Genomic DNA, 12,173 nt, shown 5'->3' with positions numbered 1-12,173 from the left:
GGGGAAACGTCGCCGCGCCGTATTGCGGCGGGTTCCGTGGATGGCATTGCAAGGGGCGCGCGCGGGTCGCTGGCCAGTGCGAGATGCTCCACATCAATCGAATGTAGATCCGGCGCTAGGGGGGCGATCCATCCTGTGGGAATAACGTGGCGGCAATTCGCTCTTGGCTTTCTGCTGCGGATCGTACGTGAACTGGAACATCGACGGAGGCGTCGTGGACGAGACATCCTTCTATCGCATCTCGAGTGGTTGGCAAATTTCGCAATTGGGCTTGGAGTTGGTCGAGGAGGCACGCGGGCGCGACCTCGGAACACTGCGCTGGCGTGGCAAGGGTGTCGAGGTGCGACAGCCAAGCCTCAAAATGGGAGGGCGCATGATCGCCCTCCCAAATCGCACCGTCGCCGCGCCGTTGGCGGAAATGTTCGAACGGCGTAGCGACGTTCTCGCGTTCTATCCACAGCCGTTCGAGCATACGCTTCACCTTCGTGACAAGAGTGGTATGACGCTTGCTCGCTTCACCCACAAGCCCGCATTCCTCTTGATCCTTGCCGACCGTCCTGTGGTCATCGATGTGCGAGATGAAGGCTACCTCGTTGGCCAAGCGGCCAGAGGGCGGGTCCACAAGGACACGGAAAGCCCATATGCCTGGCATTACCCAGACCTCGAGCGCTACTACCGGGACAAGGGCTTGGCATACGAACTGCATTCCGATGCCGAGATACCGTATCTATGGGTTATCAATCAGCGGGATCTTGATCGCTATCGTGTGTCGTCGGATCCGGGCTTGACGGATGAAGTTCGCAAGCAGATCGCCGATCTGTTTGCCGTCATCCCAGTCATTCCGATGGATATGTTGCGCGATAGGTTCGACATCCCTGTCGACACGGTGAAGCGAGGGATCGTGGCAGGTGTCCTGCATGCCGACCTGCTTCACTTCAGTCTGAGCGGCACGCCGGCCCCGCAAATCGTGGCGGACTTACGCTATCTGCCGGTGGCGCAACTCCGAGTACCGGAGCGTGGCCTCGTGCCGATGTCTGTCCGGGATGGTGTGTATGTCGGTATGGTATTCGCCTTCGACGGTCAAGGATTTGTGGTCGTGCGAGTCGACGGCGATCGGGTTCTGGCTCATGGGGGCGGGCACTATGAGAAGGCGTTCCCGCTAGAGATGGTGCAGTACGCAGTGCGCAACACCACGGGCCGACATCCGTCGGAGGCCAGCCTGTTGGCCGGACGAGCTATGCCCACCCACTACAACGGCAAGGTCATCGCCAAAGCCATCGAGAATCGGGACAGGGACCTGCGTGACGACCCAACCGTTCCCGCCAAGGGCGTACGTAAAAAAGGGGGAAACATGTCGGATAGCGAGCGGCGAGAGCATGGGGTCGGACCGGTGATCCCCTGGCGGCCAGACATGGCCGCGGCAGGTGTTGGCCTGAAGGAAATTGCACCAATGGCGACGGGCGCGCAGCAACGGTCCCGCGCTCGTCAATATTTTCCGGAGTGGCATGAGGCGCTCGTTCGAGACGCTATCGAGGACGCTTACTTCCACGGCGGGAGACCGACGTTTCGGGCGATGTACCTGCTGTATCTGTCGCGCTTGTTCGAGGATCGAGAGACACCTCCGCGGCCGATGGGCTTCACAACATTCCGCTCGCGAATCCAAGCACATTTGATCCTGCACTGCTACCGCCGGCGGCAGCGCACCGCCGTGGGCGGCGTCGATCCCGACGATGCAAGAGTCGGTGGTGTGTGAGATGAGCGGCCAGATCAGTTGTGACGAAGTCGTGAGTGAGGGCCAGGACCGCGGGGCCCGGGTCGTGACGGCCGATGGCGCCGACTGGCACCAAGTCGTGCGCCCGGGCGACCATTGCCGGCCCGGACGAGGCCACGGAATGAGCCGCCAACGACAGCGCGATAGCCATCATGCTGTTATCAGACTAGTTTGAGGTGGCACTCGGTCCGGTACGGCAGTCTTCCGCACAGCGAGGCGTTACTGCGGTGTATGTGGTACCGGCAATACTCGCGTTTGACGGAACAACGATTTGGCTCTGCTTATCACTCGCCAGAGCGCGGTCTTCCGATTGTAGAAAGGCATTGCGGGGACGCTGCCGGAAATCGGGCTCGAAATGCTTGGCGGGGAAGGCCAGGTTTGGGACGGTCCTCGATGTCATCAGCCCATCCGCGCTGCTGAGAAGATCAGGGCGGAATACTGGGGGAGTGCGATCCGGATTTTTTCACTGGCGTGGCTCGACGCCTAGTGCTAGTACGGCAATCTAGGTCTCCAGTACGCGATCCCTGTTGCGCCTGCAGGCGATCGCGATCAAACAATGTTCCGACTGCTGGGCAGATTCCGGTTAGGCTCGGATGGATGAGTCCGGAGCAGCCGCAGGCGCAACTCCAGCGAGGTTGCGTTGACTTGTTCAGTGGGTGACGTGCTCGGCCGTCGCCGCGTTTCGAGCACGATTAACGGTGCTGTCCGGATTTGCCGCGGACGTGCAATCAGTACGAGACGTTGATGAAATCACGATGGCTCGCTGGCACCAGCACTGAGAACATGCTGGATGCCCGGGCCAAAAGTCTTCGCAAAGGGAGCTGCGGATGCGAGAGGAAGCGTTTCAAGCGGCACTGATCCAGCATCGCGTGGGGTTTCATGCCGCCGCACTGCTTCAACGCATGTGGCAAAAGGATTCATCTGCGTTGCGTCGGCCGACCAACGGCTGTGTGGACCACTGGTTCAGCGAAAAGACGGGGCGGCGGATGGCTTTGAGCGGTCACCACGATCTCGCGGCAGTTGCCGAGTGCTTCGAGCGAGATCCCACGATATTGGCATGGTGGCCGCAGCCATTCGAATATGGCTGGGTAAGCCAGAACTTGGACGGCAAGGCGACGGGAAGAAGCCGGCATGATCCCGACTACGTGGTGCTTCGGGAATCCGGCTTCGTAGTGATGGACTTCGCGTCCGACAGCGACTTGCGCAAGCGACAGAAGAAGGGAAAAGGTCTCATTCAGAATCCAGCGACGCACGACTGGAGTTGGCCGGACGCGGAGCGGGCCTATGCCGCGCTTGGACTGCGCTACGAGATCCGGTCCACCGCGGAAATTCCCTACGTTCTGCTCGACAATATCAAGGACCTCGAACGCTACAAGGATGGTGTCTGGCCCCCGTTGACCGAGGATGCGCGACAAACCATTCTCGATGTGTTCGACGCCAACGGATTCATGAGTGTCCGCGAATGCGTTGACAAGTTCTCGATTGACGGGAACGTCATCCGTCGCGCATTGGTAGAGGGTCTGGTTGTTGCGGACCTAATTCACGAGCGGATCAGTACACCGGACGTCATGATCTACCGGGATCGCGGTCTGCTTGTAGATTGGCAGGCCGCGCAAGAACCGCTGCAGCCGCTCCCGCTGCCCGGAGACGGCATCGTCGAGGTCGGAGACTTCGTCAAATACCATGGGTACACGTATGTCGTCCAATTCGTCGACGAGCACGAAGTCTTGCTGCAAGGGGCGGGCGATATTGCGTTGATGGTCACCCGGGAAGAGCTGGCTATCCTCAAAGCGAACAGTGCGGGCAGAGACTACCACGATGGGCCGGCGCACCAGCAGATGCGTGCGGCATATGTTGACTTGTCCCACGAGGAGCGTGAGCGCGGCATCGCACGATTGAGCTACCTCGAAGGGCCCAATGAAAAGAAGCTCGCGCCCGTCAATGTGAGAACGAAGCAGCGGTGGGCAAAACTCGCAGCGGCGGTCCGCACACGCCTTTGGAAGATTGTTGCCCTTGGCAAAAGCAATCACGTCGGCAATCGCGCAGCACGCTTTACAGAAGTACATGAAGCGTTCTTCGCCGCGATTGTGAGGGAGGTGCACGACCGCACCCCGAGCGCCACCAAGACTGCAACCTATAAGGTCTATCTTGCCCGCGATCCGAAGACAGCGGTGGGCGAGGATCCGATGAGCTTTGCGGCAGCGAGTGAGCGCATCGATCGCGTAAGTTCGCCCGTCGACAAGCATGGGCGAAGGGGCGCCTACCATTTACGCAACCTGACGGGCCGCATGGAGGTCCGCCGATCTCCTCATGGTGAGTTGCCGCACGATGTTTGCCATATTGACCACACCCAGGTGGATGTCTTCGCGATCGCGGAGGACGGTACAAAACTGGGGCGGCCGTGGCTGACGGTGATCTGGGACGCAAGCGTCCGACGCTGTCGCGCCATGTACTTGAGCTTTCGGCCTCCGAACACCAGCTCTTGTCTGATGGCCATCCGCGAATACGTCAAGCGATGGGGGTGCTTGGCCAAGACATTCGTGGTGGACGGCGGCGTTGATCTGCATACCGAGAGCGTCGCGGCATTGGAAGAGGCCTTTGGCATTACGATTCGGAAACGCAAGGGCTCAGATCCCCGCTCCGGTTCGCCGATTGAGTCACAGAACCGAGCCAGGGAGCAGCAAGTTGACAAGCAAATGCAGGGCAATACGTCCCATTTGAAAGCGGCCCGCCGCTATGCGGGCCGCAAGCTGCCGCGGGATGACGCACAGTGGACGCTGCCTGCGCTGTATCTGGCGTATCAGGACTACTTCTTCGAGCTCCGTGCCAAGCATCAGAAGCATGTGAAAACGGGCAGAACGCCTGAGCAGCACGAGAACGAGTTACGCAAGTACTGCGGCAGTAGGGATTTCTTGCCCGTGTCCTACGACTTTGACCTCGTCGTGATGACGGCGCCGATCTTCAAAAGTGCCACGCGTACGGTAGAACCGCAGGGCGTCTTTGTCGATGGACAATACTTCACCAACGCGGCGATTGCCAATACGAAGGCAGGTTCGAAGCTGCCGGTTCGAGTCGAGCCACATTGCGCAAATCTGATTTACGTGAAAACAACGAATGGATGGCGGGCGGCTTTTGCGCGGAATCTCCAGCCGTATCGAAAGTGGACATGGCACGAAGCGGCCATCGCCCACAGCGAGTGGAAGAAGCTGGCGACGTCTGCGAGCCGCAAGTCGAAGACAAATGAATACGCCTGCTATCTCCAAGAGCGGATGCTGCATCCGGAGAATTTCGATGCTCGCCTTCTCACTCTAGAGTGCCAGGAAGAGCAGGTCTTGCTCGACCACCTTGGATTGAACATCGACGTCGAAGGCAAAAACGTACGCATTGGCGTGGAAAAGCCATTGAGCAGTTCCAGGGGCCGTCCCCTATATGCGGGGGCAGATCGTCTTCCCAGTAGGTCACAGCCGACTGCTGACACGACTTCGTCTACGGTGCTGCAATCAGCGTCTTTTGTAAGCAGTGCGGCAGAGGAGCATCCAATCGACACCGGACCGACTGCTTCAAACGGCGAAACTACGGGCGAAACTACGCCGCCGCCGTCCAAACCGCCTGCGACATCTGTCTCGGTTGGGCGCCCCCGGCGGAAGACGCGCATCGTGCCGGACGACGCCTGGAAGCGGTCAGGGTTCTCATGATTGCCATATCGTGGTTGCCGTAGGCCATGGGTTTGGTGGTAGTTCTGAAGTAGGGCACTACGTTTTAGCCATTCTTTTAAATCCTGCTCGGAGAAATCGACGGAATGTCGGGGGGCGACCCTTGCCTGGCGAATCTGCCTGGTGAGTTGCTTGCCCTTATTTGCGTACGCTTATAGGAGGCACATCAATGACAAATCCCGAAATGGAAAGCTTGGAAGCGGAAGAGGCCTTTGCCGAGAAGATGGCTCTCGTGTATGAGCTGCCCTTGCGAGAAAAGATCCGGCACCTCCGCGGACTGCGCATCAAGCACCGTAACCTTGAGGACGTCGCCAATCGCATGCTGGAGCTGCTATGTCCCTGCAATGATGTGTCAATCATTTCCCTGGCGGGGGTCAGCGGCGTCGGGAAGTCAACCCTCGTCTTCGAACTGGTTGCTGACCTGCTTGTCTCGGCAGATTATGGATTTCCCGGGGGGATCCTGCCCTTAAGCATCCCTGCCCTCAAAGGGCAAAAGACAGAAGCCAGTGTGGTCTACGACCTGGCTTTGGACGCCATCAACGAAAAGATGAAGGACCAGAAGGTCGCCTATGAGGTGATAGACGGACGGATCGTGATGCTTCCCAAGCGGGAGGCGAAGAAGGTCAGTGCCAAGCAGAAGGAAATGATGACTGCCCTTAAAAATCGTCAAATTCTCGCGCTGGCCCTTGATGAGTTCTTTCATCTGCTCCGCTTCGGGGATCAGCATGCGACGCTGGATTCCATCAAATCTTGTGCGGACGACTGTGGTCCAAAGATCATCATCATCGGTGGCTTCGAGATGCTCGAGGCAGTCGATGGTTATGCGCAGATCCAGCTACGAGGCTCGGATCTCTATCTCGCCAGGTATGGGGCAAAGTCGGGATGCCCCGATGATGAGAAAGAAGAGGAAGGATGGCACAAAGAAGAAAAGGAGGCGTACAGCGAGATCCTGGTTGGAATCCAGAATCAATGGCCCTATCGGGAACGTCCGAACCTGGCGGCGCACGTGGATCATTTCTATACCGAATGCCTGGGCAACATGAGAGCGACCAAGAAGCTGTGTGCTGCCTTGGCGCAAAAACAAGATGCCAACCACGGTCAATGGGACGACGAATACTTTAGCGATTGCAGGCTCCAATCGGCAAAGCTCGCGCGAATGAAGGCGGAGTTTGAAGAACAAGAGGAGCGCATCCGAGGCTTTGACGACGGGTGGATGGCTCGGGACATCGTGGTCGATCCCCCCAAGAAGTTCCCTACTAGCAGCCAGCGGGGCAAGGAACCTGCCACAAGTCGATCGCAAAGCCGCTGAACCAGACGCAGAAACGTAAGGGAGAGAAAGTCATGTCCGGAATGCTCTACGTCCCGAAAGACCATCCCGAGCTCTACGAGATTCAATGGAAGGGTGTCGGAACCTCACAACTGGAATCCTTGCAGAGTGTCTTTCGGCGGCTCGCGTTTAAGCATCGCGTGACACCGGGAGTCTTGTTCAATTCCTATATCAAACCGACCTTGCAGGCGTCGGGCCTGAAAGCAACGGGTACGCCTATCGCCCTGGCATCGAAGACGTTTTCGATCGGGGCGGACAGTTTGGTATTGAAGATCTTAGCCGAACGCTTGGTAGAGCTCACGGGCGAAATCGTTGCAGTGACAGCTAGTCTGATTCGTCTATCTGCGGTGCTAGGCAGCGCAGGACTGGCATGCCGAGCACAGCAATTCTGCTTCGAGTGCTTTGCAGCCGACTTGGCTGGATTTGCCAGTCTGAAAGATGCTATCGAAGCGGATGTGCTTTTCGGACGTGTTCTGTGGTCCTTTAAGGCAGTGAAAGCTTGTCCTATCCATGGCAAGAAATTGGGCGTGGCAAGGTGTGGCGCACCGGGTGAACACTGGGCGAAAGGACCTCATACGGTACAGCTTAGTGGTGTCTGTCCGCGCTGCGGCTCTATTGGTATGCAATGCCAACGACCGAAGCAAGATGTCGCTACAGAGAAGGAGGTCTGGGCTGCGAGCCAGGTGGGAGCGTTGCTTTCGTTCGTTTCCAGCGGTGGCGAATTCTCTGCCTTAAGCCTCCGTCACGGCATTCGGCAATGTATTGAAAGAGCCGGTAAATGGGACAGAGAACGGAAAAACGAAACCGGTATGACCTTCGACACTGTCCGCTCTTGGTTGGCTGGGCGCATCTGCCCTAACCTCCAGGGGCTACTGGCGCTCGCAGCTCATAGTCATGCCGAGCTGGTAGGGATTGTCCGAGGCGAAGTGGGGAGTAAGGTTCTTTCTGCTCCAACGTTCGCCTATGAGCCTGTGCGCCCTAGGGGTTCAACTCGTAGTGCTCAAGAGGTGCTGGATGCTTATCGAGAGTTGGGAAATGGTGGCCGCGTCGTCTCGGGGGAAATGCTAAGCAAGCGTCTCGGTGTGTCTGCTGCATATCTTTCGGAGAAGCATTCCTCTGTATGGGAGCTCTGCCAAGGGGTAAGAAATTTCCATCGGCGGACACAGGCGGAAAACCGGTTGGAGGAACTCGAGAGATTGGTGCGGGAAGCGGGGCGCAAGGCTATCGCCGACGGCTACTCCCCAACTCACCATCGTGTCAAGCAGTACTTAGTGCTGCCTCCCCGTTATGGAGGCATGGAAGCAGCCGACATGATTCGAAAGTGCTTTTATGACCATCTATAGGGCTTTCATAAGGCATAGCGTGTCGTTTTTTTTGACAAGGCATAGCCTGTCGTTTGCGACATCCTTTGCCTGGTGTCCTCAGTTAACACACCGTTGCTTTCCCGCATACGTACTATCACCTAATGCTGCAATGCGACAATTCCTTTGCTACAATTCGGGAAAACCCCATGAGGGTAATCCCTCGAAGCAAGCAAGGAAGGAAGCCATGAACACCCAATCCGATATCAAGCTGACCGATCAACTGGAACGTGACCTCATCGAGCGTGAGCTGGGCAAGCAAAGCCTGGGCTTCGTGCAGGACGCCAAGCGTGCCATCGCCGCCGTGCAGGAAACCATTGCTCGCCTGCAGTCGCAAGCCCGCAAGGCCAAGGTGGTCTACGCCAACGGCTAAGCAGTTTCCAGCAGTATTGCAGTACCCGCGGCCCCTTGTGGCTGCGTTGAGAACCGGCCAGACGCGCGCCCGCGATGGGCAAGACGCGGCCGGTTTTGTTTTGCCTGCGCGTTTCACGCACTGCAGGTCGACGTGCCTTGTGAGCAACTCTGACAAGGCTTGCCAGACCTTTTCATTTTGTCGCGGCGCGGCCAGGGGCTATCTTGGATGCCTTTGCAGAACCGTCCGCGACCATGCCCCCGCTTGTCCTCGTGTGCCTGCTGATCACTTACGTGGTCTGGGGTACGACCTACCTGGCGATCCGCTTTACGCTGGAGAGCTTTCCGCCGCTGTTCATGACGGGTACGCGCTTTCTCTGTGCGGGCCTGCTGCTGAGCGCCTGGCTGGCGTGGCGCGGCACGCCGATGCCGTCGTGGCGGTTGCTGCGCAACTGCGCGGTGCCGGCGCTGTTCCTGCTGGTAGGCGGCATGGGATTGACCGCGATTGCCGAGCAGACCATCTCCTCGGGCGCGACGACGGTGATGATCGGCTCGATGCCGATCTTTGCGCTGATCTGGGCAGCCTGCTTCGGCCAGCGCCCGAAATGGTATGAGTATGTGGCGATTGCAATCGGCAGCACGGGCATCCTGGTGCTGACCGCGGGGGCGGAATTCCGCGTCAGCACGGGCGGCGTGGTGGCGCTGATGCTGGCGGTGGCGAGTTGGTCGTTCGGCTCGCAGTTGGTGCGCCGGCTCGAACTGCCGCAGGGCGCCGCGGCCTTTGCCGCGGAAATGTTGATCGGCGGGGTGGTGCTGATGGTGCTGTCGGCGCTGCGGCAGGAGCCGTGGCCGGCGTCGCTGTCGTCGATCAGCGCGCAGGCTGGCTGGGCCTGGGTCTATCTGGTGGTGGCGGGTTCGCTGGTGGCGTTCTCGGCCTACATGTACCTGGTGGCGACGGTCAGCCAGACGCTGTCGACGAGCTACGTCTACGTCAATCCGCCGGTGGCGCTGGCGATGGGCGCCTGGCTGGGTGGGGAGCTGATCGCGCCGCAGACGCTGTATGCGGTGATCTTGATCCTGCTGGCGCTGGCCGTGCTGAGCGTCGGCACGCTGCGCACGGAGCGGGCACAAGCGGCTGCCTGACGCCCGCTCCCAGGGTTCAGCTACCCGACTGTTCCTGGATCCAGAGCGACAGCCGCACCTTGTAGGCCTGCTGGATATGGCGCCGGGCGATCTGCTCGGCCTGCGCCGGATCCCGTTTTTCCAGCGCTTCGACCAGCGCGGTGTGCTCTTCATACGAGCTGCGCGCGCGGCCGGGTACTGCCAGCGTGGTGCGGCCGAGCAGCGCCATCGATTCATGCAGCGAGCGCAGGTTCTTCAGCAGATAGCGGTTATGGGCGCAGCGGTGCAGGGTCTCGTGGAACAGCCGGTTGTTCTGCGCCAGCCGGTCCGGATCGTCGGCGAACGCCAGGTCGCGCTCGACGATATCGCGCAGAAGCGAAATCTCCACATCGGTGGCATGGCGCGCGGCCAGGGCCGCGGCGGTGCCTTCCAGCACCTCGCGCATCACATACAGCTCGCTGACCATGCTGGCGTCGAGCTGGGTCACCATCATGCCCCGGTTTGGCTCGTTGACCACCAGGCCCTCGGATTCCAGCCGAGACAGCGCTTCGCGCACCGGCGTGCGCGACAGCCCCAGCGATTCCGCCAGTTCCACTTCGCGCAGCCGGGTGCCGGGAGATAGCTGCCCCGCCTGGATGGCGGCGCGCAGTTGCTGATAGGCGCGCTCCGAGCGCGGGAGCGATGCAGCCTGGCCGCCGTCGGCGGCACCGGCAAACTCTTGAGAAATCATGTGAGGCTGGCTGGTGCGGTTTGACTGTCGTAGCCAGCCATCATACCCGCTCAAGCGCGCCTGACATCACGGCGTCGCAATATCCTGCAAAGCGGCGCCGGCTGCCGGCTGCGCCCTGGGCGGGCTTACGACTGGTAGGGGTGGTACTGGTACAGCCACGTCTCCGACAGCGGCTTGCCGTTCAGGCGCAGGAACAGGCGGATGTCGACCGGCTCCTTGCCGTCGGCGGCCAGGTCGAACTGGGCGCGCCAGTGGCCGGCGACGTTGTTGGGCACGGCTTCGGTGAAGACATAGGAAAAGGTGCCGCGCGAGGCGGTCAGCACGGCTTCCGGCTTGACGCCGAACGGCAGTTTTTCCAGCGGCGCGCCCTTGAACTCGACCATGAACTTGCGCACGCCCTTGGGCCGCGGCTGCCCCGGCTGGCCGCCGTTGCCCAGGCGCGTGGCCACGCAGCGCGCCAGCGGCGACGGGTTCGGTTCGTCGGCCTGCCAGTGCAGGCGATAGCGCAGGCGGTAGGCCGCGCCGGCCTTGGCGGGCGCCTTGGGAACCCACATGGCGACGATGTTGTCGTGGATCTCGTCGTCGGTGCGAAGTTCGACCAGTTGCACGGTGCCGGCGCCCCAGCCGTCGCGCGGCTCGACCCACAGGCTCGGGCGGCGTTCGTAGTTGACGCCGTCCTGGTAGTGGTCGAACAGCCGGTCGCGCTGCAGCAGGCCGAACCCCTTGGGGTTGTCGTCGGAGAATGCCGATGCCGTGGTCTGCGGCGGGTTGTTGAGCGGGCGCCAGATATGCTCGCCGGCGCCGTTCCAGATGGCGAGGCCGTCAGAGTCGTGGACTTCCGGGCGCCAGTCGGCGACCCCCTTGATGCTTTCCGAGAACCAGTACATCGAGGTCAGCGGCGCGAGTCCCAGGCGCCCCACGTCCTTGCGCAGGAACAGCGCGCATTCCACGTCCATGATCACGGCCTTGGCGCGCTGCATCACGAAGCGGTAGGCGCCGGAGATGCTGGGGCCGTCGAGCAGGGCGTAGACGGTGACGGTATCGCCGTTGCCTTCCGGGGTCTCGAACCAGAAATGGGTGAAAGACGGAAATTCCTCCGACTTGCCTGCCTCGGCCACGTCGATGGCGACGCCGCGCGCCGACAGCCCGTACTGGTACAGGTCGCCGATGGCGCGGAAGTAAGAGGCCCCGAGGAAGGCGACCCAGTCGTTCTTGCGCCAGTCGCGCGTCTTCTGGTCGCCGAGGCGGCTTTCCTGGAAGCGGAAGCCGGCAAAGCCGCTGCCCGGCGGCAGCTTGTGCGCGGGGCTGTCGGCGGGCATGTCGAAGTACGCATCGTCATAGACGATCTCGCGGGCGCGGCCCGCGCCGTCCTTGCCGCGCTCGATCACGTGCATGCGCACGGGGGTGCGGAAGAAGGTGCCGAGGTGGAAGAAGGTGACCGGAAACTGGCCCGGACCCTTGGCAAACAGCGCATCGTCGGTGCGGAAGCGGATCTTGCCGTGGGCGTCGTAGTCGATGCGCGACAGCACGTCGGCCGGCGGTGAGGGCGGGGGCGCGTAAGGCTTGGCAGCCAGGGCGCGTGCACGCTCGATCAGGGCGTCGAAGCCGAACGGCTGGGCCTCGCCGAGCTTGATCCGGCTGGCCGCCAGCACCGATGGGGTAATGCCCAGCGCGGCCAGGGCGGCGGAGGCGGTGGCGGAGACCAGCAGGGTTCGGCGGTTCATCATGTGGCGAAAGCGTCCTTTTGTTTCCGGGGTTGAGCAGAGCACTCTAAAAGACGGCGTTTCCCGGGAAAAGT

At 60.7% G+C, this 12,173-nt stretch carries 8 protein-coding genes; 6 read left to right on the top strand and 2 right to left on the bottom strand.

Annotated elements, in window-relative coordinates; all coding sequences use genetic code 11:
- Positions 1-187: 187 nt before the first annotated feature.
- The 6 genes from CTP10_RS25985 (at position 188) to CTP10_RS25960 (ending at position 9,666) form a co-directional block, all read left to right on the top strand.
- Positions 188-1,753 carry a hypothetical protein gene (locus CTP10_RS25985; RefSeq protein ID WP_147316252.1) on the top strand — a complete coding sequence of 522 codons (1,566 nt, stop codon included), beginning with the start codon at positions 188-190 and terminating at the stop codon, positions 1,751-1,753.
- An 845-nt stretch (positions 1,754-2,598) separates the two neighbouring features.
- On the top strand, positions 2,599-5,466 hold the full coding sequence (locus CTP10_RS25980; protein ID WP_116321754.1) for a hypothetical protein: 2,868 nt from the start codon (positions 2,599-2,601) through the stop codon (positions 5,464-5,466).
- A 187-nt stretch (positions 5,467-5,653) separates the two neighbouring features.
- Positions 5,654-6,793, top strand: coding sequence for a TniB family NTP-binding protein (locus CTP10_RS25975; RefSeq protein ID WP_147316253.1), 1,140 nt, complete (start codon positions 5,654-5,656; stop codon positions 6,791-6,793).
- A 32-nt stretch (positions 6,794-6,825) separates the two neighbouring features.
- Positions 6,826-8,154 (top strand): TniQ family protein, encoded by a 1,329-nt coding sequence (locus CTP10_RS25970; protein WP_116321756.1) that lies wholly within the window; start codon positions 6,826-6,828, stop codon positions 8,152-8,154.
- Between the two features lie 205 nt (positions 8,155-8,359).
- Positions 8,360-8,545, top strand: a complete 186-nt coding sequence (locus CTP10_RS25965) for a hypothetical protein (RefSeq protein ID WP_116321757.1) — start codon at positions 8,360-8,362, stop codon at positions 8,543-8,545.
- Between the two features lie 233 nt (positions 8,546-8,778).
- A complete protein-coding gene (locus tag CTP10_RS25960) occupies positions 8,779-9,666 on the top strand; it encodes an EamA family transporter (protein ID WP_116321758.1) in 888 nt (295 codons plus the stop codon).
- Between the two features lie 16 nt (positions 9,667-9,682).
- On the opposite strand, the gene CTP10_RS25955 is transcribed toward CTP10_RS25960, so the two are convergent.
- Positions 9,683-10,375 (bottom strand): GntR family transcriptional regulator, encoded by a 693-nt coding sequence (locus CTP10_RS25955; protein ID WP_029047007.1) that lies wholly within the window; start codon positions 10,373-10,375, stop codon positions 9,683-9,685.
- A gap of 125 nt (positions 10,376-10,500) precedes the next feature.
- Positions 10,501-12,102, bottom strand: coding sequence for a glucan biosynthesis protein (locus CTP10_RS25950; RefSeq protein ID WP_116321759.1), 1,602 nt, complete (start codon positions 12,100-12,102; stop codon positions 10,501-10,503).
- Positions 12,103-12,173: the final 71 nt, after the last annotated feature.

Origin of the sequence: Cupriavidus sp. P-10 (genome assembly GCF_003402535.2) — a bacterium.
GTDB lineage: Bacteria > Pseudomonadota > Gammaproteobacteria > Burkholderiales > Burkholderiaceae > Cupriavidus.
This window is presented reverse-complemented; position numbering and strand designations above follow the sequence as displayed.

Excerpts from the sequence above, each read along its gene's own strand:
- CTP10_RS25980 (WP_116321754.1), top strand. The coding sequence starts at position 2,599 with ATGCGAGAGGAAGCGTTTCAAGCGGCACTGATCCAGCATCGCGTGGGG.
- CTP10_RS25975 (WP_147316253.1), top strand. The coding sequence starts at position 5,654 with ATGACAAATCCCGAAATGGAAAGCTTGGAAGCGGAAGAGGCCTTTGCC.
- CTP10_RS25970 (WP_116321756.1), top strand. The coding sequence starts at position 6,826 with ATGTCCGGAATGCTCTACGTCCCGAAAGACCATCCCGAGCTCTACGAG.
- CTP10_RS25965 (WP_116321757.1), top strand. The coding sequence starts at position 8,360 with ATGAACACCCAATCCGATATCAAGCTGACCGATCAACTGGAACGTGAC.
- CTP10_RS25960 (WP_116321758.1), top strand. The coding sequence starts at position 8,779 with ATGCCCCCGCTTGTCCTCGTGTGCCTGCTGATCACTTACGTGGTCTGG.
- CTP10_RS25955 (WP_029047007.1), bottom strand. The coding sequence starts at position 10,375 with ATGATTTCTCAAGAGTTTGCCGGTGCCGCCGACGGCGGCCAGGCTGCA.
- CTP10_RS25950 (WP_116321759.1), bottom strand. The coding sequence starts at position 12,102 with ATGATGAACCGCCGAACCCTGCTGGTCTCCGCCACCGCCTCCGCCGCC.